Origin of the sequence: Candidatus Frackibacter sp. WG13, assembly GCF_900114655.1 — a bacterium.
Lineage (GTDB): Bacteria > Bacillota > Halanaerobiia > Halobacteroidales > Acetohalobiaceae > Frackibacter.
On record NZ_FOTT01000001.1, the window covers coordinates 135,482 to 157,925 of the forward strand.

The following is a 22,444-nucleotide window of genomic DNA, read 5'->3' on the forward strand; positions in this document are numbered from 1 at the left end:
AGCAAAAAATACTTATACAAATAAGAGCGGGAAATCCCCGCTCTTAATTATTTATTAACCTCTAATACCTAACTCATCAATTAAAGCTCGGTATCTCTCAATAGCATTCTCTCTTAAATACTTAAGCAATCGCTTACGTCTCCCAACCATCTTTAATAGACCACGTCTTGAACTGTGATCTTTATTATGCTCTTTTAAATGCTCAGTTAATTCTTCAATACGAGCTGTTAAAAGTGCAACCTGTACCTCTGGAGATCCAGTATCGCCTTCATGACGACTGAACTTTTCAATAATTTCCTCTTTCTTTGCTTCAATTAGCATTAAACTTCACCTCCTTAAATTATGATCCCCATTAACCAAGAACGACGTTGGTGAATCGTTATCCCTAGTCAATGGTTCAAACTCCTATATAATTTTAACATAAAGTACTTCACTTGTAAACTGCTTTCTAAATTAAGATCTGCTTAGCTGTAGCTATATCATCTTTAATCTGTTTAATTAAACCTTGTTGATCATTAAAATTTAATTCTCCCCTTATCCTCTCTATAAACTCTACTTCAATCTCCCGTTGATAAAGATCATCATTAAAATTTAAAATATGAACCTCAATTGTAAAGTCATCGTTATCAAAGGTTGGCCGTGGTCCTAGATGAGCTACTCCAGCTAACTTCTTACCTACTATATGAACATAAACTGCATACACACCGGAAGCAGGGGTTATATAGTCAGTTACCGGTTTTAAATTTGCAGTAGGAAAGCCTAACTCTCTACCACGCTGGTCTCCATTAATGACTTTCCCAATTAGTGAGTAATTACGAGTTAAGTAAGTTTTGACTTTCTCTACTTGTCCTGTTGCAATTAAACCACGAATATAAGTACTACTAACAATCTCTTCCTCTACAGTTACTTGTCCTAGCACCTTGACTTTAAATCCTAATTCTAAACCTAGTTCTTTTAATCGTTCGACATTCCCTAAACCTTTATACCCGAATCTAAAGTCTTGACCTACAACTACTTTTTTAGCATTAACTCCTTTTACTAAGTAATCCTCAACAAAAGTTCGAAAGTTTAATTTAGCAAAATCAGAATTAAATTCTTTAAGATAGATTTTATCTAATCCCAAATCGCTTAATATTCTACTCTTTTGTTCCCAATTAGTGATTAAACCTGGAGCCGCTTTAGAACTTAAAATACTTAAAGGGTGGGGAGCAAAAGTAAATAAAGCACTTTTACAGTTTGATTTCTTTGCATCAGTTATTGTTTCATTAATGATCTGTTGATGGCCGTAATGGACTCCATCAAAAGTTCCTAAAGCCACCACTACGTCTTCTATTTCATTCTTAATACTTCCATCTCTAATGACTTCCATCTTAGTCTCCCCTTTAAAGAACAAATTAATCATCTTTTATCTGCTTAAGTTTCATTTGTAGCTTTTCTAACAAAGTGTCTTTAGCCTCTGCTAATGGAGCTTGAATGGTACAACCAGCAGCCCGGGGATGACCTCCACCCCCAAATTGATGGGCAAACTCATTGACCGGAAAATAATTGTTTGACCTAAGACTAACTCTAGTCTTTTCTGGCTCTACCCCTTTGAATAGAACTCCTACCTCAACTCCCTTCAGACTCCGCGGATAATTAACTAACCCTTCTGTATCCTCCCAAGCAGCTCCTAATTTAGCTAACATTGGTTCATCTACCACTGTCCAAGCTACCTGTCCATTGGCAGTTACTTCAAGATTAGTTAATACTTTGCCTTTCAGTTTCATACTACTATAGCTTTCGGTCTCATAGACATTCTTAATTATCTCTTGGGTATCCACCCCTAACTCTAACATATCAGCAATAATACGATGTGTCTCTGGAGAAGTATTAGAATATCTAAAATTACCAGTATCGGTAATAATAGCAGTAGCAATTGCCATTCCAAAATCAAATTGAAAATTACTCCCTAACTCTACTGCTAAATTATAAATTAACTCTCCAGTAGCTGAAACCGTAGCATCAACATAATTATAAGCACCATAATTACTATTGTCACTATGATGGTCAATATTAATCTTCCTTACTTCTGGAACAAAGAAATCTTTAACTTGACCAATTCTATCTAAAGCACTACAATCTAGTATGAAATACAGGTCATAATCTTCCGCTTTAATCTCATCTGGTAAATCATTAACTAAATAGATATCGTTAGCTCCATTTAAGAATCTTAAATATTGTGGTACTGGATCAGCTAAAAGAATATCTATCTTTTGAGCATAGGGTTCTAATAGATATTGTAATCCTAAGAGAGAACCAATACTATCTCCATCTGGATTAACGTGAGCAGTTAACAAAAAATTATCATGCTTCTCTATTAAATTAATTAAATGTTGATACTTTTTCATTAAAAATCAAGTCCTTTATTCTTCATTTTCCTGATCTAAATCCTCTAATATTTTGAAGATTCTAGTTCCTCTCTTAATAGAATCATCATACCTAAATAATATCTCCGGTGTGTGACGAAGACGAATCCGCTGTCCTAACTCCCGCCGAACATAGCCAACGGCATTCTCTAATCCTTCCATCGTATCTTCTTTCACCTTCGGGTCCTTATCATAAACACTGACAAATACTTTAGCATGACGAAGGTCTCCAGAAACTTCAACATCAGTAATGGTTACAAAACCAATACGTGGGTCTTTAATCTCATCATGTAATAACATTTGACTAATTTCTTTTTTGATTAGTTCTGCTACTCTTCGGGGACGGTGATTAGCCATAGAAATCAACTCCTCTAAATTAAAGGGTACGTTTCACTTCTTCATAGTCATAAACTTCAATAACATCTCCAATTTTAATATCATTAAAGTTCTCTAAACCAATCCCACATTCATATCCTTCAGCTACCTCTTTGGCATCATCTTTAAATCGCTTTAACGAAGCAATATCTCCTTCAAAGATAACGACGCCATCTCTTAATAATCTAGCTTTAGCATTACGACTTACTTTACCATTGGTTACATAAGAACCAGCAATAGTACCAACTTTCGGTACACTAAATGTATCTCTAACTTCTACTCTTCCTAATATTACTTCCTTATAATCCGGATCTAATAGCCCTTCCATAGCAGCTCTAATATCCTCTAAAGCTTTATAAATAACTCGATAAGTTCTTACATCAACTTGTTCCTTCTCTGCTACATGTCGTGCATTATTGTCCGGTCTAACATTAAACCCAATTACAATTGCATTAGATGCTGTAGCTAACATAATATCGGCCTCGCGTATCGCACCAACACCGCTATGTACGATATTAACCTGTACTTCATCAGTACTAAGCTGTAATAAAGCTTCTTTGATTGCCTCTACTGAACCTTGCACATCACCTTTAACAATGATATTTAAATCCTTGATTTCTCCTTGCTGAATCTGATCAAAGAGATCATCTAACGTAACTGTCTTATTCTTACCTAAATCTTGCTGTCGCTTAATATCCTGACGGTCTTCAGCTAATGTTCTAACTACTTTTTCATTTTCTAAGACCTGTAAAAGATCACCAGCTTGTGGTACAGAATTAAATCCTAAAACTTCTACTGGAGTCGCAGGTGTAGCCTCTTCTACCCTTGCCCCTTGGTCATTAATCATTGCCCTGACTCGCCCATAAGCCAATCCAGCTACTAGTGGATCTCCTACTTTTAAAGTTCCATTTTGAACTAAGACTGTAGCTACTGCACCTCTGCCTTTATCTAATTCTGCTTCTACAATTACTCCGTTAGCTAAGCGGTCTGGATTAGCTTTTAACTCTTCCATTTCTGATACTAAGGTTACCATCTCTAATAATTCATCAAGATTCTGTTTCTTAAGCGCAGAGATTGGAACGCATATAGTATTTCCACCCCACTCTTCAGGCACTAATCCATGTTCAGTCAACTCTTGTTTAACTCTATCCGGCTGAGCATTAGGTTTATCAATCTTATTAATAGCAACAATAATTGGTACTTCAGCCGCCTGGGCGTGATTAATAGCTTCTACTGTTTGCGGCATAATTCCATCATCAGCAGCTACAATTAAAATTGTAATGTCAGTTGCTTGTGCTCCTCTGGCTCGCATAGATGTAAAAGCCTCATGGCCCGGAGTATCTAAAAACGTAACCTTATCCCCACTTATTTCTACCTGATAAGCACCAATATGCTGAGTAATACCTCCGGCTTCACTTTCAGTTACATTTGTTTCTCTAATCGCATCTAAAAGTGTTGTCTTTCCATGGTCTACGTGTCCCATTACTGTAACTACTGGTGGTCTTGCTTGTAAATCTTCCGGCTTATCTTCTATATCCTGCACTAATTCATTAAGAGAAATTTCTTCTTCCTCTTCACTTTCTACACCAAATTTTGCTGTGTATCCATAATCATCAAGAATAATTTCAATCGTATCTTGGTCTAGTTCTTGATTAATTGTAGCCATAATACCTAAACCAATTAAATTCTGAATTAAAGAATTAGGCTCTATATCTAATTTTTCGGCTAACTCTTTAACCGTTAAAGTCCCTTCAATTTCAATTATATTCTCTTCTTCTATATCTTGCTCTACGCTATTATCTATTTCTCCTGTTTCATTCCCTTCTTGAGCTGCTGCTTCTGATTGACTTTCATCAGAGACCATCTCTGTTAGCAAGTCAGCTGTTTCATCATCTACTGTACTCATATGACTACTCGCATCTACACCTAATTCACTTAATAAATCTAATATTTCTGAGCTAGATAGTCCCAAATCTTGGGCTAACTTATAAACTCGAATCTTCCCCATAACTTACGCACCTCCAACTAATTTAGACAAACACACCACAATCTACATCAAAAAATCTATATTAAAGCGTCTTCCCCTTAATCAAGGTATTCGCTTAAATCGATTTCAGTAAAATCAAATCCTTCAACTTCATCCTCAATCTGCTCATCCTTCTTTAATTCCTCTAGTGATTCTTCACCAACCTGTGACTCACTCTTAATATCGATCTTCCAACCAGTTAACTTCGCAGCTAATCTAGCATTTTGACCTTCTTTACCAATTGCTAATGATAATTGATAATCAGGTACAACTACTTGTGCTACTTGTTCCTCTTCATCAGTAGCAACTCCAATTACCTCAGCCGGACTTAACGCATTAGCAATCAATTCTTTAGGTTCTTCATTCCACTCAATAATATCTATCTTTTCACCATTTAGTTCCTCAACTACAGCCTGCACTCGCATTCCGTTAGGACCTACACAAGCCCCAATAGCATCAACCTCTGGGTCATTAGAGTAAACAGCGATTTTAGATCTAAAACCTGCTTCTCTAGCTACCCCTTTAATCTCTACAATCCCATCATGAATTTCTGGCACTTCTAATTCAAATAATCGCTTTAAAAGCCCAGGGTGAGTTCGTGATACTAAAATCTTTGGTCCTTTATTACCCTGCTCTACTTCTACAATATAAATCTTAATTCTTTCGTTTGACTCATAAGTTTCATTAGGAATCTGTTCCGGTGGAATTAAGAGTGCCTCAGTCCTTCCTAAATCAACAATCACATTACTATTATGGTGTCTCTGTATGATACCAGTCAGAATATCACCTTCTAGATTAGCAAACTCTTCATAAACAATCTCTCGTTCTGCTTCACGAATTCGCTGAATAACTACCTGTTTTGCAGTCTGAGCAGCAATACGACCAAAATTACTTGGTGTTACCTCTATTCCAACTACGTCTTCTAATTCATAATCAGGATTAATCTTCTGTGCTTCAGTTAAAGAGATTTCTAAATTAGGATCAGTTACCTCCTCTACGACTTGCTTATTGGAGTAAACATTTACTTCCCCAGTATTTTCTTCAATCTCGATTTCAACATTCTGTTTTGAACCAAAATTCTTCTTATAAGCTGATTCAAGCGCTGCTCTAATCGCTTGTAACAGCCTTTCTTTTGGAATCCCCTTATCTTTCTCAATATCCTCTAGTGCTCGAATTAATTCTACGTTCATGCTAACGCCTCCCTTAATAAAGCCCTAAAATTCCAAAGCTAAATTAGCTTTTGCAATCTTAGCCTTAGGAATTTCAATAATATCACTGCCATCATCCATCTTTAACTTAACCATACTATCATCTAAACCTAATAATTCACCAGTAAAGTCTCGTTCACCATTAATTGGAGCATATGTAGAAACATCAACCAAATGTCCAGCAAATCTATCAAAATCTTCATCCTTTCGTAATGGGCGGTCTAACCCTGGGGATGAAACCTCTAATATGTATGACTCATTAATTGGATCTTCAATATCTAATTGGGCACTCAACTCTTTACTTACATCCTGGCAATGGTCTAAAGTAATCCCATCTTCATCATCAATAAATACTCTTAAAACCCAATTTTGTCCTTCTTTTTGGTATTCAACAGCTACTAATTCTAAATTATACTCTTCAACAACTGGCTTAGCCAAATCAAAAACGTAATTTTCCATCTTCCTTCCCATTTGACTACTCCCTCCTTTGCTATTTATTCTTTCCTAAACCCTTTACATTATTCTGGTATACGTCTACTGGCTCTAACAAGCATATTATCAATGATATGTACAAGGTATAATTCTTATATAACAAGGAAAGAGTGGGTTGACCTACCTCCCACTCTTACCCTAAACTACTGAAAATATATACATTATGTCCACATAACATTTTAGCATATTCTATAAATCTTTGCAAGTCAAAATGCAAATTAACCAAATAATGACAATTGATTAGTTTCTGGTAGACCCTCTAAACAGCCATGCTCTTTCATTACTTCAATAACTGTCTTGCTAACACTAGCCCGATTACTTAAATCTTCAATAGAAGTAAACTTTTCTTCATTCCTAGCTTGAATAATACTTTCTGCTGCACTAGACCCTAAACCTTGTAAAGTAATTAGCGGAGGTCGTAATCCTTCATCAGTAATTTTAAACTCATTTATTTTAGAATCATAAAGATGGACATTAGTAAATTCAATACCCCTTTGCATCGCTTCAATTACTATCTCTAATACCGTTAATGTATTCTTATCCTTTTGGGTAGCATCATTACCTTTACTTCTAATCTCTGTAATCTTCTTTTTGATAAATTCTTCTCCTTGGATTACTATCTGTGCATCAAAATCATCAGCCTTAATCGTAAAGTAAGTATTATAAAAGGCTTCTGGATGATGCACTTTAAAGTAAGCAATTCTAAAAGCCATCATAACATAAGCAACAGCGTGAGCTTTAGGGAACATATATTTAATCGTTTTACAGGACTTAATATACCATTGTGGTACATCTTGCTCTATCATTGCCGCTTCCTCTTCTTCAGTTAAACCTTTCCCTTTACGAACATGTTCCATAATCCAGAAAGCTTGATTAGGTTCTACCCCTTTCTGGATTAAATAGTTCATGATGTCATCTCTAACGGAGATTACTTCTGCTAATTCAGCAGTACCTTCTTTAATTAAATCTTGAGCATTATTTAACCATACGTCAGTACCATGAGAAAGACCACTAATTCTTACTAATTCAGCAAAAGTAGTAGGTCTTGTATCCTCTAGCATCTGCCGCACAAAACTAGTCCCAAACTCAGGAATTCCTAGAGTTCCAACTGTAGTTCCGATATCATCTTCCGTAACTCCTAATGACTCTAAACCTGAAAAGATCGCCATAGTATCCGGATCATCCAAAGGAATATCTTGGGGATCAATTCCGGTAATATCCTGTAACATTCTAATACTGGTTGGATCATCATGACCAAGAATATCTAACTTTAAGAGATTATCATGAATAGAGTGGAAATCAAAATGAGTTGTCAAAGTATCTGTGCTCATATCATTGGCCGGTTTTTGTACCGGAGTAAAGTCATAAATTTCCTTGTCTTGTGGTACAACTATCTGCCCACCAGGATGCTGTCCGGTAGTTCTTCTTACTCCTGTACAACCAGAAACTAAACGAGTAGTTTCGGCCTTTCTTAGAATCAAGCCGTTATCATCAGCATAACCTTTAACAAAACCATAAGCTGTTCGGTTAGCAATAGTAGATATAGTTCCAGCTCTATAGACATAATCTTTGCCAAACAATGTCTCAGTGTACTTATGCACTTCTGGCTGATATTCACCAGAAAAGTTAAGATCAATATCAGGCACCTTATCTCCTTCAAAACCTAAAAAGACCTCAAACGGAATATCATATCCATCTTTGATAAGCTTAACACCACATTCCGGGCAGTCCTTATCTTCAAGGTCAACCCCTACGCCAATAGAACCATCCGTAATAAATTCAGAGTGTTTGCACTCGGGACATCTATAATGAGGTGGTAACGGATTAACCTCGGTGATATCTGTCATTGTCGCCGCAAATGAAGAACCTACTGACCCTCGAGAGCCGACCAAATAACCATCATCTAATGATTTCTTAACTAATTTCTGCGAGGTCAAATAGATAACTGCATAACCGTTCCCAATAATAGAATTAAGCTCTCGCTCTAATCTCTTTTCCACAAGTTCAGGCAAAGGATCTCCATACCATAATTTGGCCTTTTCATAAGCCATATTTCTAACCTCTTCATCGGCTCCCTCAATCGTTGGTGTAAATAGTTGATCAGGAATTATTTCGATTTCTTCAGTCATATTCGCTATCTTTTTAGGATTATCGATTACTAATTCTTTAGCCACTTCTTCATCAAAATATGAAAACTCATCTAACATTTCATCTGTCGTTCTAAAGTATAAGGGTGCTTGGTCTGCTGCATCATCAAAACCTTGACCTTCCATCAATATCTGTCGATAAATACTATCCTTTGGATCTAAGAAGTGAACATCTCCAGCAGCAACCACAGGTTTACCTAATTTCTTTCCTAGTTGATAGATCTTCTGATTAATCTCTTCTAAGTCTTCTAAAGAATCGACCTCTCCTTTTTCTAATAAGAACTTATTATTACCTACCGGCTGTAGCTCTAAATAATCATAAAATTTAGCTAATTTTTCAAGTTCATTATCCGGTTTTCCATTTAATACAGCTTTATATAGCTGTCCTGCCTCACAAGCTGAACCAATAATTAACCCTTTCCTCTTCTCCAACAAATCACTCTTAAGAATTCGTGGTTTTTTATAAAAAGTATCTATATGAGACTTAGAAACTAATTTATAAAGGTTCTTAAGCCCTTTTTGATTCTTAACTAAGATAGTTGTGTGATGAGGATAGATTCGCTTATGATCAATTTCACTTACTAATTGATTAATCTTTATTAAGTTAGTGATCTCCTCTTCTTCCATTAATGCTATTAATTCTAATAAGATTTCTCCTGTGACTTGAGCATCATCACTGGCTCGGTGATGGTTATCTAATGTTTTATTAAATCTATCAGCCAGTTTATTGAGTTTATGACTCTTCATTTCTGGCAATAAAGCTCGCGATAAATTTAAAGTATCTAAACCTGGATTAGTTAATTTAGATCTATCTAATCTTCTTAATTTATCTTCAATAAAACTAAGGTCGAACGAAAGATTATGAGCAACGATCGTATGGTCCCCAATAAATTCTAAAAAGTCATCTATTACCTCTTCCAATTTCGGTGCGTCAACTACCATATCATTAGTGATTCCAGTTAATTCAGTAATTTTATCTGGAATCTCTCGTCTCGGATTGATAAATGTCTGGTAAGACTCAACTACTTCTCCCTCTTTTAATTTAACAGCCCCAATCTCTATAATTTCATTATTATGAGGATTAAAGCCAGTTGTTTCTAAATCAAAGACAACAAATGTCTCATCCATTATTGATTTATCAATTGGATTTAAGATAATTGGCTCACCATCATCCACCAAGTAGGCCTCCAAACCATAAATTACCTTAATATCTTTACCTTGGGAAGCATTATAAGCCTCAGGAAAAGCCTGCACAACACCGTGGTCTGTGATGGCAATGGCAGAATGTCCCCATTCATCAGCTCGATTAATCACTTCACCTACATCAACTACCGAATCCATCGCACTCATCTTCGTATGAAGATGTAATTCAATCCTCTTCTTTTGTGCATCATCAGTCTTAACCTCTGGTTTAAATCTATTTATATCTCGAGGCATTACTGTTAACTCCTGGGTATATTTATCAATTTGAGCCCTTCCCCTAATTATGAGCCAGTCTCCTTTAGAGACTTCTGCTGCTACTTTACCGTCTTTTTCTTCAAATACTTTGGCAGTAATTGAATCGGTAGTATCAGTTAAAGCAAAAATGACTAAATTTCTACCGCTCCTCAATTCTCTAACTTCTAAATCTATAACTTGCCCTTTTAATGTAACACTTCTTTCTTCATTCTGTATTTCTTTAATAATTGTGCTATCACTCTTAATCTTCTTACCCATAACAATCTTCGATTTTGACGCTTTATTCTTCTTAGAACCACCTGGTGCCTGTGAATCAACCGCAGCCATTAGACTCTTAATATAATCATCATTCTCTTTTTGACGTTCTTTAGCTAATCTTTCTGTTTCTGCACTAAAATCGCCTAACTCAAATTCAACTTGCAATTTAGAACCTAATTCATCTGCTATTAATTCAGAAATTAATTGATCACATTTCTTATTCCGCAACTTCTCAATTCCTAATTTATTCTTAATTTCAATCATTAATTTTTGTTTATCAATAATTTGCCATTTAGCATTTAATAACCAGCCGTTAGTCATTGAAAAATTACTTTTGACTTCCTGCACTAACTCTTCCCAATAATCTTCTAATCTTTCTCTTAAAGTTCTATTAGCCTCAAAGTAATTAAATCGACATTCTATCGACTTTAAACCATTAACTCTAGCTTTAATTAGTTTAACTAGTACCTCTTCTAAACCTTTCTTTCTTAAATATTTAGCCGCTTTACCATAGATTTCTAATCTTTCATCTTGTAGCTGTAATACTACTTTTTTAAACTTAATTTGTGTAAGTACCTCTTCATCAAATTGGTTAACTAATTCAGTAATTACTTCCCTTAAAATCTTACTCTCTTTAGCTGGCTTAATATATATCCGACTCATTCGAACACTCCTTTAGCTTCCGCCCTCTTTCCATTCTACCTGAATAACTCCGGTAGTTTGAGCTAAATGCTGAATTACTTGATTTTGGTTAAGGTCATCTGGAACTCTCACTTGTAAATTAACATAAATATTTGGTTCATTCCGAATATGATCGATACTTACATCAACAATATGAACATTATAGTCACCTAAAACCGAACCTATCTTACCTACTTCTCCTGGTTGGTCAAAGACTTTAACTCTTAAATTTCGCAAGCCACTTTTTTGAGCAATATTATGCTCAATAGTATTTAGAATACTCAAAGTTAAGAAGATCAAAACAGTTCCACTGATTGCACTAAAGTAAAAACCTGCTCCTACTGCTAGTCCAACTCCCGCTACAGCCCATAAGCTAGCAGCAGTAGTCAACCCTTTAACTGAAAAACCCTCTCTAATAATCGTTCCTGCTCCTAAAAAACCTATTCCACTTACTACTTGAGCAGCAATTCGCGAGGGGTCCGCTGCCCTAGAGGATTGAAAAAGATGATATAACCCAATCGACACCACCATTATTAATGCTGCGCCAACACAGACCAGTATATTAGTTCTAAATCCTGCCGGTCTTGAATTACTCTCTCTCTCCCAACCAATTAATCCACCTAATAATGTTGCTAATAATAATCTCAAAAATATCTCAATTTGGCTTAAAATTTAGATCACACTCCCTAAAATTAATAGATGTTGTTGCTTGATTAAGCAAGCAACAACATCTATTAATCTATCTTATTCTTCTTACGATTAGGAATATTTTTTAATACTTCCCAATACATCTTCATTCTAGCTTTAAATCCTTTTAAAAAACCTAACTTTTCTTCTTTCATCACATGGGTTAAATCTTCTAAAACTACTTCCTTAATCTGCACTTCATTTTCTTTTACATATTGTGTTAATGCAACCTCAACCCCAAACCTTGTCATATCCAAATTAGAGATATCCTGTAGTATCTTTCTTTTAACACCACGTTGTCCCGACAAAAATGGCGCAATCTTTTGTGCTAGATCAGTTGCTACTCTTCCTTTGGCAAAGAGTCCGATAGTCATATCTACATCTTCTTCAATTAATGGTCGTAATAAACTGTTAATATGTTTCTCGGTCAAACCTACTAAATCAGCATCTAAAAAGAGGATCAATTCAGCTTTAGTACTATCTACTCCTACCTTCATCGCTCCCCCTTTACCAATATTATCCTCCAATTCAATAACTTTAACCTCTTGCTCCCGGGCAACATTAGCAGTCTCATCGGTTGACCCATCACTAACTACAATCGTTGTATCAATAAGATGATGTTTTTTTACTACATTAACTACTTGGGCGATAGTTCTCTCTTCATTATAAGCAGGAATAATGGCGGCTATCTCCATTAATCAACCTCCTAAATCAAATTTAAGGCTACTCTATCCCAATCTAACCCAATTTAGATAATAATTCCTTAATAGTATCTACAACTTCATCTACTGAAACTTTTAATTCTTCACCAGTGCTTCTAACCTTCAATTCTACATTACCTTCTGCTAAAGAACGAGAGCCAATAGTGATTCTAACTGGAGAACCAATTAGGTCTGCATCATTAAACTTAACTCCTGCTCTTTCCTTACGGTCATCAAATAGCACATCTATACCTTCTTGTTGTAAATCATTATAAATTTGATCTCCTGTCTCTAATACTTCACCATCACCTAAAACTAAAATAGAAACCTCATAAGGAGCAATAGCCACTGGCCAAATAATCCCATAATCATCATGATTCTGTTCAATAGCCGCAGCCACAGTACGAGTAATACCTATACCATAACAGCCCATTACCATTGGTTGTGCCTTACCATTATTATCTAAATATGTTGCTCCCATTGATTCACTATACTTAGTTCCTAACTTAAAGACCTGTCCAACTTCAATTCCTTTAGTTAATGTTAAATCTCCTCCACATTCAACACAGGCTTCATTTTCTTTAATCTCTCTAATATCAACTACTTCATCGACTGTAAAATCACGCTGAGGGTTGACATTTACATAATGATAGTCAGCTTCATTAGCACCTGTTACACCATTAACTATCTCCATTACTGAAGGGTCTGCTATCACCTTTACATCATTTGGAATATCTATTGCTCCAGCAAAACCAGTTACAATCCTAGTTGCAGAGAACAATTCTTCACCATCAGCCATTTCTAAATTTGGTACTCCTAATACATTTCTTAATTTAACTTCATTTAATTGATAATCTCCTCTGACTAAAGCTAATACATAACCTTCATCTGTTTCATAAGCTAAAGTCTTAATCAACTGCTTCGTTGAACATTCTAAGAATTCAGCTAAGGCTTCAATAGTATCTGCTCCTGGTGTCTCTACCTTATCTAATTCTGCAACCTCTTGGTCACCAATAGCAAATTCAACATCTGATATAGCTAATTCTAAATTGGCAGCATAATCACAATCATTACAGAATACTACAGTATCTTCACCAGAATCAGCTAAAACCATAAATTCATGTGATTCACTACCACCAATAGCACCATTATCAGCCGCTACCGGTCTGAATTCTAAACCACATCTAGCAAAAATCCGGCTATATGCATCGTACATCTTTTGATAACTTTCCTCTAACGCCTCTTCATTTATATCAAAACTATAAGCATCTTTCATAATAAACTCTCTACCTCTTAAAACACCAAAACGAGGTCTAATCTCATCTCGAAACTTAGTCTGAATCTGATATAAATTTAAAGGTAAATCCTTATAAGAACGCACCTCATCACGAACTAAATCAGTTATAACCTCTTCGTGAGTAGGTCCTAAACAGAAATCACGATTGTGTCTATCATTTAAACGCATTAATTCCGGACCATAATCCTCCCACCGTTCAGATTCCTTCCACAATTTCGCTGGCTGTAAAGCTGGTAATAGTAACTCTTGAGCTCCCTCTCTATTCATCTCTTCTCTAACTATCTCTTCAACTTTTTGAATTACCTTTTGTCCTAGCGGTAAATATGTATAAATACCCGAGCTAAGCTTTCTCATCATCCCTGCTCTTAACATTAGTTGATGACTAACTACCTCCGCTTCCGCCGGTGTTTCTTTCAAAGTTGGTATATAAGCCTGTGACATCTTCATAAATCAATAACCTCCTATAAAACTATCAAATTTATAAACTAAATTCCTAGTTAAATACTATTAATCTAATTATTATAACCTATCATTTCAACTTTATCAGATAAGACAGTATTTGTCAATATTTTACCATTTCTATTTAATAATCAGTGTCAGTGTCGGTGTCGGTGTCAGTTTAAACAATTAAAATCTATTCCTCAGCCTTAGCCTTAGCATCAGCCTCAGCCTCAACCTCAACTAATAAAGTATCCACTAACTCCTCACCAGCAACTTTCTTAACTACTTCACCCTCTTTAAAAAGCAATCCTTCTTTTTTTCCGCCAGCTATCCCTATATCTGCTTCTCTTGCTTCACCTGGTCCATTAACTACACAACCCATTATCGCTACCTTGATATTAGTATCTAAATCTCGAATCTTACTTTCTACTTCATTGGCCACATCTATTAAATTAATCTCACACCGCCCACATGTAGGACAAGAAATTATTTGCGGTCCTTTTTGACGTAAACCAAGTGACTTTAGAATCTCATAACCAACCTTAACTTCTTCAACCGGGTCACCTGTTAAAGAGACTCTAATCGTATCTCCTAATCCTCTACTTAAGATACTTCCTAAACCTACGGCTGATTTAATAGTTCCTGCCCATTCTGTTCCTGCTTCTGTAATTCCTAAATGTAATGGATAGTCAACTTTATCAGCCATTAATTGATAAGCTCTTAAAGTCATCAACACATCAGAAGATTTAAGTGAAATTATAATATCCGTAAACTCATACTCCTCTAGTAACCTTACATGTCTTAAAGCACTTTCTACCATTGCTTCTGCTGTAGGAGCACCATACTTTACTAATAACTCTTTTTCTAATGAACCAGCATTGACACCTATCCTAATTGGTACTCCTTTATCTTTAGCCAACTTAGCTAATTCTCTAACTTTTTCCTCTGAGCCAATATTTCCGGGATTAATTCGCAAACCATCGATTCCTAATTCTAATACTCTTAATGCTAATTTATGGTTAAAATGAATGTCTGCAATTAAAGGGATATTAATCTTGGCTTTAATCTTATCTACTTTATTGGCTGCCACCATATCTGGAACTGCTATTCTGATTAATTCACAACCTACTTCTTCTAAGGAATGAATCTGCCTTACTGTTGCTTCTACATCCCTAGTATCAGTATTAGTCATAGATTGAACAGAGATAGGGGCATCCCCCCCAATCTTAACGCCACCCATGCTGACCTGCTTACTATCTCTTCTTGCCATTACTTAACTCACCTACTCTACCATCACAGTCTTTACACTGTCGATTACAGTTTTTTAGTCGTCTATAAATTAACATATCTAATCTACGTACTCGTTCCAAAGCTTCATCAAAATCTATCTCTAAATTATGCCTTACTTCATCTTTAGCTTCATCCATATCATCAGCATCAAATACCAATTGCTGCATCGGAGTCAGAGCAATATTCTTACTAATCGGACTTGATGCACTATGAAAGAGAATAGCAAGAGCAATATCTCTAGCTTTCCCCAAATCCTCTTCTTTAAATATCAATAATTCATGAGCCCTTTCAGCCCCTTTAATAGTATGTATATCATAGTAATTATAGGATTCATAATCCCATTCACCTTGACTTTCCCAATTAGTATGGCCTATGTCATGTAAAAGGCCAGCCTTTGTGGCTACATCGAGACATAGCCCCCGTTCATGGGCTAGTTCAAAGGCATACTCTGCTGTTACTACTGCGTGGCGCAGACCCGCTTTCGGCAAGTGTTTTCTAGCAACACTATCAGTAATTAAAGTCTCTAATGTTACATGAGATTCTAGCATTAAACCCTCCTCCCCTTTTGACTAACTAATAGTTTATTCTGCACAGTCATCACAATAACCATCATTTCGCTGCACCTGTGCCTGAGCTTCTTTACCACATTTCCGACAATTAGTCCCTATTAATTCAAAGCATGTTTCACAAAAACCATGCTTCTGTACAAATTCTGGATCAGGCTTCCCACAAGCACGACAACAACATTCTTTACAATAACCATCATTCTCTTGGACTTGTTTCGGAGCTACTTTACCGCATCCTTTACAAGCATATTCGCCACCTTGCTTCTCTCTTAATTCTTCTACACAATCCTCACAAATATTTTCATGCTTCAATATTCTTACCTCTTGTACTGTCTGCCCACAGCGTTTACAATACCTATTAGAACGTCGTCCATGGCCCTGCCCTTCTTTATTAGGGTCTAACCACTTACTTCCCTTTCGTTTCTTCTGCTTAGCCATAAATATCACCTCAAAAATTAAAAGATACTTACTATATCTTTATAAACTACAACTGCAATAAAAGCTAATAAGACTACTAATCCAATAAAATGAACAAAACCTTCTTTTTCTGGGTCGATTGCTTTACCACGAACAACTTCTACCCCTAAAAAGACCAATCTACCTCCATCTAAAGCAGGGAATGGTAATAAATTTAAAATCCCTAAATTAACACTTAAAATTGCCATTAGATTCATCACTCTCAAAACACTAATCTTAGCTGCATCTCCAACCATTTGTGCAATCTTGACTGGACCTGCTACTTCCGGAGACATCTGTCCAGTAATCATTCCCCAGACGCCACTTATAATTCCAACTGTAACTCTAAAAGTCTGCATTAAACCTAATTTTATAGAATCCAATAATCCTACTTTTTCTCTAATTAACTTGGGTACAATACCAATAATACCTACATCTCGGTCAGGATCTTTTACCGGAGTAACCTTAAACTCTTTTATTTCACCTTTTCTTTCGACCGTTACTGTAATTTCTTCTCCCGGGTGTTTATTAATTTCATTAGCTAATTCTTGCCAACTATCCACTGGATTGTTATTTATTGCAGTGATTTCATCATTGACTTTAAGCCCCACCTGCTCAGCTGGCCTTTGTGGAACTATTGACCCAATTACTGTTGAAGATGAACCAGACACCGGTACACCAAAGACCGAAAAACTTAATGCAAAGACCAAAATAGCTAAGATAAAGTTCATTAATGGACCAGTAAAGATAACTGCTGCTCTTTCCCAGACTGATTTCTGAAAGAGACATCTTCCATTTTGATAAGCTTTACGGTACTTTTGAATATCTTCTATCTCATCTTCCTCTTCGTCTACTGGAAATTCACCGGTCATCTTACAGTATCCTCCTAAAGGAAGTAAACGAATCGAATATAAAGTCTCTCCTTTTTGAGCCCCAATTATCTTTGGCCCCATACCAATAGCAAACTCTTCTACTAAGACTCCCGTCTTTTTAGCTACGATAAAATGCCCAAACTCATGAACAAAAACCAAAATACTAATTACAATTATAAAGGATATAACTGTTAGCAAAAAGCCTCAACCTCCTTTTGACTCTGCGCTCTAGCCCACTTATCCGCATTTAATATAGTCTGTAAATCTGGTTGACTGATAACCTGATGAGCATTCATCACTCTCTTAATTAACTTAGGAATCTCTATAAACTTTAAGTCACCTGCCAAAAAACTAGCCACTGCAATCTCATTAGCAGCATTTAAGACCGCTGGTAAAGTTCCTCCTCGCTTACCTGCTTCATAAGCATAATTTAAGCAAGGAAATAATTCATAATCTGGTTTTTCAAAATCTAAAGTTGCAACTTCTGCTAAATCTAACCGCTCCCAGTTATTTGCAACTCGTTCAGGATAAGTTAATACATATTGAATTGGAACCTTCATATCAGGTATGCCTAACTCTGCTAAGATTGAATTATCCCTAAACTGTACTAACGAATGTATGATGCTTTGAGGATGAACTACAACCTCAATATCATCAAAATCGACTCCAAATAACCATTTAGCTTCGATTACTTCTAGCCCTTTATTCATTAAAGTAGCAGAGTCAATAGTAATCTTTCCACCCATATCCCAATTTGGATGATTTAATGCCTCTTCTACTGTTACTTCTGCTAAATTTTGGGCTGTACTCCCTCTAAATGGACCTCCCGACGCTGTCAAGATTAACTTTTCAACCGCTTTTTCTTTCTCTCCCTTCAAAGCTTGAAAGATGGCATTATGTTCACTATCAATCGGTAAAAGCTGCACCCCATATTCTTCAGCAGCCGACATAACCAGTTCACCAGCAGTTACTAATGTTTCTTTATTAGCTAATCCAATATTTTTCTTGGCTTTTATCGCTTCTAAAGTAGGGACTAAACCAGCGGCTCCCACTACAGAATTAATAACTAAATCCACCTTCTGATAAGTTGATACTTCAACTAATCCCTCTTGCCCTACTAATACCTCAGTCTTTAAATCAGACAATTTATATTCTAACTCTTTTGCCGCTTCTTCATTCATCAAGACAGCAAACTGCGGCTCAAATTCTCTTGCCTGCGCTTCCAACTTCTCTATATTACTATTAGCAGTTAAAGCTATTATTTCACAATCTAATTCTAAATTTCTAATCACCTCTAACGTCTGCGTACCAATAGAACCAGTAGATCCTAAAATAGCAATTGCTTTCATTCCAACTCCTCCAATTTTTATTCAATTAATATTGATATAAATCCCACCCTTATTACTGCTTTAAGAACAATTAAAACTGCTGGCCCAATGAAGAATCCACTTATTCCTAACAATTGTACTCCTAAATAGATAGAAATTAGCGTAGCTAACGGATGTAAACCAATATTTTCACCAATAATTTTAGCTTCAGTTAACTGTCTAATCACTACTATTAAAGAATAAAGAATTAATAAAGCAATTCCGAAATTAGAATTTCCTATAAATATAGCATAAAGGGCCCAAGGAATAAATACTAGACTTGGCCCGATTACTGGAACTAAGTCCAAAACTCCAGCTAAAAGTCCTAAAATAATCGCATAATTACTACCTAAAATTAATAATCCTCCAATTGAAAGTGAAGTAGTAATTGAAATTAAAATTAACTCTGCTCTTATAAAACCTATAGCAGCATCCATAATTTCATTTTCTAATCTTTTAATCTTCTTACCCCATGGTTTAGGGGCTACATCCAAAATAGTATCACTAATTAAATCTTTATCACGACTGATAAAGAATGTAGATATTAAACTAATAAATAATATTGTTATTAACTTAGGTAAACTTTTAATTAAGTTCAAAAACGAAGTAATACCTAATTTAATCATATTTCTTAGCTGTTGATATATATTCTGTAGATTTGTAGTAATTGCTTCCTTAGCTGCTTTAGGTAATTTTAATTCATTCAATATTCTACTTAAATTCTGATTCTGTTTTACAATCCATTCAACTTGATTACCTAAAGTTTTAAAATCAGGAAAATTATTAGCTAACTTATCTAATTCAATAAATAATCTCGATAAGAAGAGAGTGATAATTAAAATAATAATTATTAATATGACTCCTAAACAGATTGTAACAGCAAACCCTCTACTTAAATTAGTCTTATCTTCTAACAACTTAATAATTGGTTCAATTAAAGAAGCAATTATAAACCCAATAACAAATGGCAATAAATAGATTAAAACATATTTGAAGAATAAGACACTCAATAAAACAGCAAATATGATTCCTAAGCTTACTTTATAAATTGGCTTCACTAGCCTTCAACCCCCAAATACTTTAACCTAAAAAATACAAATAATAATACATTATTGGCAAAGCAAATAAAAGACTATCAAACCTATCTAAAACCCCACCATGTCCTGGAATTATATTGCCTGAATCTTTAATCTGAGCATCCCTTTTAAAAGACGATTCTACCAAGTCGCCAACCTGTGCTGATACAGCAAGTAATATCCCCAAAATAATTCGATTCCCCAAACCAAAAGGAACCCAAATTCCATAAACTAGTACTACTAATATACTTCCAACCATTCCTCCTAAAGCACCTTCTATAGTCTTATTAGGACTAATCTTAGGTGCTAATTTATTGCGACCAAAATTAATCCCTGTAAAGTAGGCAAAAGTATCAGTCGCCCACGTAGATAAAATCGGTAACCAGATTAAACGCCTACCTACTGCTAAACCATTCCAATTAAAATGATAAATTAAAATTAAATACAGAAGCAAACCAGAAACATATATTACTCCTAATATAGTTGTTGCTATACTTAAAATAGATGAAGATTTTCTACCCTTATTTATAAATAAATTAATTATTAATCCAAGAATCAAAATACTAACTATACCCAAATAAGGAGTAAAATCTAAAATTACTTGCTTACTATTTAAATATGTAAAGAGCAACAAAAGTAGACCACTAAATATCCCCAAAACCTTATTAGGCGTTACCCCTTTAGCCTTTACTAAATCATAAAACTCATTTAACCCTAGACCTGCTAATAGCATAACTGCTAATAAAAGTAATATTCCACCTTGATATAAAACGAGAATAAGTAATGGAATTCCAATTATGGCACTAATAACTCTCTTGCTTAACAAAGTATATCACCTACTATCTCTTTTCTAATCTGATTTAATCATCTAATCCTCCAAACCTTCTCTCTCTCTCCTGATATTCTGCTATTGCGAGCAACAATTCTTTTTCATCAAATTCTGGCCAAAATGTATCAGTAAAATAGAATTCTGTATAAGCTAACTGCCATAGTAAAAAATTACTAATACGCAATTCACCACTAGACCTAATTAGTAATTCAGGGTCAGGCATTCCCTCAGTATATAATTTATTATTTAATCTCTCCTCTGTTATTTCTGTTAATTCTATCTCTCCATCACTCACTTCAGAGGCTAAGCTCTTTACAGCATCAATAATTTCTGCTCGCCCTCCATAGTTTAAAGCAATATTTAAATTTAAGCCTTGATTATCTTTGGTTAATTCAGTAATTTCTCTAACTTTATCTTTAATATTAGGTGGTAGTCCTTCTCTTCTACCTAATACCCTTACTTTTACTCCATTACTATGTAATTCATCGAGTTCATTATTAAAAGCTTGATTAAAAAGTTTCATTAAAAATTTGACCTCTTTTTTAGGTCTCTTCCAATTCTCTGTGGAAAAAGCAAAAACCGTTAAATATTCTATACCTAATTTATTTATTAACATAATTACTTCTTTTAATTTTTTTACTCCTTTTTTATGGCCAACTGTCCGTGGTAATCCTTTTTCATTTGCCCACCTGCCATTTCCATCCATAATAACTGCAATATGCTTTGGTAAATTCCCTGCCAAAACTTCTTCCCGTAATCTTTCTAAATCCTGTTCTTGTTGATTTAACTTATCAAACCATGAGTGCATCCTCTTACCTCCTATTACTGACAACATAACCCCCTCTATCTTTAGAGGGGGTTATGATAAACTTAAGTCTATTCTTCAACAATAGCTTCTAATGGACACTCTTCAGCACAAACACCACAATCAGTACATTCATCTGCATCTATACTAAAGATATCATCGCCTTCTGCAATAGCCTCTACTGGACATTCATCAGCACAGATACCACACGCACTGCATTCATCAGTAATACTAAAAGCCATTCTAGACCCCACCCCCTTTCTTATAATCTTTATCAGCAACTACTAAATAAAATCACTAGCCTGTTACCCATCTAGATTCATTATTTAATCATCTTACTTATTGCTAGGTGGAGTTCTAACTATAACTTTTAGTATGTAGATTACTTAAATCATTTCATAATACAGTAGTTAATCTCTATAAAACTAATTAAATTTCTAAAATTTCATCTTCCTTTTTTGCTAATAAATCATCAATCTTTTTAATATATTCATCAGTCAATTCTTGTATGTTTTCTAATCCGCGATGATAATTATCTTCTGAAATTTCTCCATTGCTTTCTAACTTTTCTAATTCATCATTAGCTTCCCGTCTTAAGTTGCGAATAGCTATTCTTTTATCTTCTGCTTTTTCTTTTGCTAACTGTACGAATTCTTTTCTTCTTTCTTCAGTCAACTGAGGAATATTGATTCTAATAACTTCACCATCATTATTAGGATTTAGACCTAAATCTGATTTTAAAATTGCTTTTTCTATCTCCTCTAAACCATTAGTATCCCAAGGTTGAATCAGTAACTGCCTAGGCTCAGGAGCAGAAACCTTAGCCATCTGATTAATTGGGGTTGGTGTACCATAATAATTAACAGTAATTCCTTCTACTAAAGACGGTTTAGCCCGCCCAGTTCTAATCTGAGCAAAACTATCTTTAGTTTTTTGAATTACTTCATCCATCTGATTTTGAGTCTTCTTTAAAACCTGATTAATCATTTTAATCCTCCCTCGCTAAT

General features: G+C 35.1%; 21 protein-coding genes. All 21 read right to left on the reverse strand.

Annotated elements, in window-relative coordinates; all coding sequences use genetic code 11:
* Nucleotides 1-54: 54 nt before the first annotated feature.
* Nucleotides 55-321: a 30S ribosomal protein S15 gene (gene rpsO, locus BM077_RS00715; RefSeq protein WP_089747095.1), complete on the reverse strand. Its 267-nt coding sequence runs from the start codon at nt 319-321 to the stop codon at nt 55-57.
* A 127-nt stretch (nt 322-448) separates the two neighbouring features.
* A complete protein-coding gene (locus BM077_RS00720; RefSeq protein WP_177175523.1) occupies nt 449-1,369 on the reverse strand; it encodes a bifunctional riboflavin kinase/FAD synthetase in 921 nt (306 codons plus the stop codon).
* 25 nt (nt 1,370-1,394) lie between these two features.
* Nucleotides 1,395-2,387: a DHH family phosphoesterase gene (locus BM077_RS00725; RefSeq protein ID WP_089747099.1), complete on the reverse strand. Its 993-nt coding sequence runs from the start codon at nt 2,385-2,387 to the stop codon at nt 1,395-1,397.
* 15 nt (nt 2,388-2,402) lie between these two features.
* Complete coding sequence (rbfA, locus tag BM077_RS00730; protein ID WP_089747101.1) at nt 2,403-2,762, reverse strand: 30S ribosome-binding factor RbfA; 360 nt, start codon at nt 2,760-2,762, stop codon at nt 2,403-2,405.
* A 19-nt stretch (nt 2,763-2,781) separates the two neighbouring features.
* Entirely contained in the window at nt 2,782-4,788 is a 2,007-nt protein-coding gene (gene infB, locus BM077_RS00735; protein WP_089747103.1) for a translation initiation factor IF-2, read from the reverse strand.
* A gap of 77 nt (nt 4,789-4,865) precedes the next feature.
* Complete coding sequence (gene nusA, locus BM077_RS00740) at nt 4,866-5,996, reverse strand: transcription termination factor NusA (protein ID WP_090095085.1); 1,131 nt, start codon at nt 5,994-5,996, stop codon at nt 4,866-4,868.
* A gap of 24 nt (nt 5,997-6,020) precedes the next feature.
* On the reverse strand, nt 6,021-6,485 hold the full coding sequence (gene rimP / locus BM077_RS00745; RefSeq protein WP_089747107.1) for a ribosome maturation factor RimP: 465 nt from the start codon (nt 6,483-6,485) through the stop codon (nt 6,021-6,023).
* A gap of 239 nt (nt 6,486-6,724) precedes the next feature.
* Entirely contained in the window at nt 6,725-11,032 is a 4,308-nt protein-coding gene (locus BM077_RS00750) for a PolC-type DNA polymerase III (RefSeq protein ID WP_089747108.1), read from the reverse strand.
* Between the two features lie 12 nt (nt 11,033-11,044).
* The gene (locus BM077_RS00755; RefSeq protein WP_255361515.1) at nt 11,045-11,698 is read right to left on the reverse strand and encodes an MgtC/SapB family protein; all 654 of its coding nucleotides are present in this window, start codon (nt 11,696-11,698) and stop codon (nt 11,045-11,047) included.
* A gap of 86 nt (nt 11,699-11,784) precedes the next feature.
* Nucleotides 11,785-12,432 carry a glycosyltransferase family 2 protein gene (locus BM077_RS00760; protein ID WP_089747112.1) on the reverse strand — a complete coding sequence of 216 codons (648 nt, stop codon included), beginning with the start codon at nt 12,430-12,432 and terminating at the stop codon, nt 11,785-11,787.
* 43 nt (nt 12,433-12,475) lie between these two features.
* Complete coding sequence (locus BM077_RS00765; RefSeq protein ID WP_089747114.1) at nt 12,476-14,182, reverse strand: proline--tRNA ligase; 1,707 nt, start codon at nt 14,180-14,182, stop codon at nt 12,476-12,478.
* Between the two features lie 187 nt (nt 14,183-14,369).
* The gene (gene ispG, locus BM077_RS00770) at nt 14,370-15,446 is read right to left on the reverse strand and encodes a flavodoxin-dependent (E)-4-hydroxy-3-methylbut-2-enyl-diphosphate synthase (protein ID WP_089747116.1); all 1,077 of its coding nucleotides are present in this window, start codon (nt 15,444-15,446) and stop codon (nt 14,370-14,372) included.
* Nucleotides 15,430-16,014, reverse strand: a complete 585-nt coding sequence (locus BM077_RS00775; RefSeq protein WP_089747118.1) for an HD domain-containing protein — start codon at nt 16,012-16,014, stop codon at nt 15,430-15,432. Before BM077_RS00775 ends, ispG begins: the two co-directional genes overlap by 17 nt.
* 33 nt (nt 16,015-16,047) lie before the next feature.
* The gene (locus BM077_RS00780; protein WP_089747120.1) at nt 16,048-16,470 is read right to left on the reverse strand and encodes a hypothetical protein; all 423 of its coding nucleotides are present in this window, start codon (nt 16,468-16,470) and stop codon (nt 16,048-16,050) included.
* Nucleotides 16,471-16,487: 17 nt separating this feature from the next.
* Entirely contained in the window at nt 16,488-17,558 is a 1,071-nt protein-coding gene (gene rseP / locus BM077_RS00785; protein WP_089747122.1) for an RIP metalloprotease RseP, read from the reverse strand.
* Nucleotides 17,552-18,709, reverse strand: coding sequence for a 1-deoxy-D-xylulose-5-phosphate reductoisomerase (locus tag BM077_RS00790; RefSeq protein WP_089747124.1), 1,158 nt, complete (start codon nt 18,707-18,709; stop codon nt 17,552-17,554). The genes rseP and BM077_RS00790 overlap by 7 nt, the downstream gene beginning before the upstream one ends.
* 17 nt (nt 18,710-18,726) lie before the next feature.
* Nucleotides 18,727-19,785: a sporulation integral membrane protein YtvI gene (gene ytvI, locus BM077_RS00795; protein ID WP_089747126.1), complete on the reverse strand. Its 1,059-nt coding sequence runs from the start codon at nt 19,783-19,785 to the stop codon at nt 18,727-18,729.
* Nucleotides 19,786-19,807: 22 nt separating this feature from the next.
* Nucleotides 19,808-20,629, reverse strand: a complete 822-nt coding sequence (locus tag BM077_RS00800; RefSeq protein ID WP_089747128.1) for a phosphatidate cytidylyltransferase — start codon at nt 20,627-20,629, stop codon at nt 19,808-19,810.
* Between the two features lie 34 nt (nt 20,630-20,663).
* On the reverse strand, nt 20,664-21,440 hold the full coding sequence (locus BM077_RS00805) for an isoprenyl transferase (RefSeq protein WP_218124618.1): 777 nt from the start codon (nt 21,438-21,440) through the stop codon (nt 20,664-20,666).
* A 68-nt stretch (nt 21,441-21,508) separates the two neighbouring features.
* Nucleotides 21,509-21,679 (reverse strand): DUF362 domain-containing protein, encoded by a 171-nt coding sequence (locus BM077_RS00810; RefSeq protein WP_089747133.1) that lies wholly within the window; start codon nt 21,677-21,679, stop codon nt 21,509-21,511.
* 187 nt (nt 21,680-21,866) lie between these two features.
* On the reverse strand, nt 21,867-22,424 hold the full coding sequence (gene frr / locus BM077_RS00815) for a ribosome recycling factor (RefSeq protein WP_089747135.1): 558 nt from the start codon (nt 22,422-22,424) through the stop codon (nt 21,867-21,869).
* Between the last annotated feature and the right edge of the window lie 20 nt (nt 22,425-22,444).

What these genes read in the sequence shown, in the direction of transcription:
- rpsO (WP_089747095.1), bottom strand. Translation starts at nt 321, where the DNA reads ATGCTAATTGAAGCAAAGAAAGAGGAAATTATTGAAAAGTTCAGTCGT.
- BM077_RS00720 (WP_177175523.1), bottom strand. Translation starts at nt 1,369, where the DNA reads ATGGAAGTCATTAGAGATGGAAGTATTAAGAATGAAATAGAAGACGTA.
- BM077_RS00725 (WP_089747099.1), bottom strand. Translation starts at nt 2,387, where the DNA reads ATGAAAAAGTATCAACATTTAATTAATTTAATAGAGAAGCATGATAAT.
- rbfA (WP_089747101.1), bottom strand. Translation starts at nt 2,762, where the DNA reads ATGGCTAATCACCGTCCCCGAAGAGTAGCAGAACTAATCAAAAAAGAA.
- infB (WP_089747103.1), bottom strand. Translation starts at nt 4,788, where the DNA reads ATGGGGAAGATTCGAGTTTATAAGTTAGCCCAAGATTTGGGACTATCT.
- nusA (WP_090095085.1), bottom strand. Translation starts at nt 5,996, where the DNA reads ATGAACGTAGAATTAATTCGAGCACTAGAGGATATTGAGAAAGATAAG.
- rimP (WP_089747107.1), bottom strand. Translation starts at nt 6,485, where the DNA reads ATGGGAAGGAAGATGGAAAATTACGTTTTTGATTTGGCTAAGCCAGTT.
- BM077_RS00750 (WP_089747108.1), bottom strand. Translation starts at nt 11,032, where the DNA reads ATGAGTCGGATATATATTAAGCCAGCTAAAGAGAGTAAGATTTTAAGG.
- BM077_RS00760 (WP_089747112.1), bottom strand. Translation starts at nt 12,432, where the DNA reads ATGGAGATAGCCGCCATTATTCCTGCTTATAATGAAGAGAGAACTATC.
- BM077_RS00765 (WP_089747114.1), bottom strand. Translation starts at nt 14,182, where the DNA reads ATGAAGATGTCACAGGCTTATATACCAACTTTGAAAGAAACACCGGCG.
- ispG (WP_089747116.1), bottom strand. Translation starts at nt 15,446, where the DNA reads ATGGCAAGAAGAGATAGTAAGCAGGTCAGCATGGGTGGCGTTAAGATT.
- BM077_RS00775 (WP_089747118.1), bottom strand. Translation starts at nt 16,014, where the DNA reads ATGCTAGAATCTCATGTAACATTAGAGACTTTAATTACTGATAGTGTT.
- BM077_RS00780 (WP_089747120.1), bottom strand. Translation starts at nt 16,470, where the DNA reads ATGGCTAAGCAGAAGAAACGAAAGGGAAGTAAGTGGTTAGACCCTAAT.
- BM077_RS00790 (WP_089747124.1), bottom strand. Translation starts at nt 18,709, where the DNA reads ATGAAAGCAATTGCTATTTTAGGATCTACTGGTTCTATTGGTACGCAG.
- BM077_RS00805 (WP_218124618.1), bottom strand. Translation starts at nt 21,440, where the DNA reads ATGCACTCATGGTTTGATAAGTTAAATCAACAAGAACAGGATTTAGAA.
- BM077_RS00810 (WP_089747133.1), bottom strand. Translation starts at nt 21,679, where the DNA reads ATGGCTTTTAGTATTACTGATGAATGCAGTGCGTGTGGTATCTGTGCT.
- frr (WP_089747135.1), bottom strand. Translation starts at nt 22,424, where the DNA reads ATGATTAATCAGGTTTTAAAGAAGACTCAAAATCAGATGGATGAAGTA.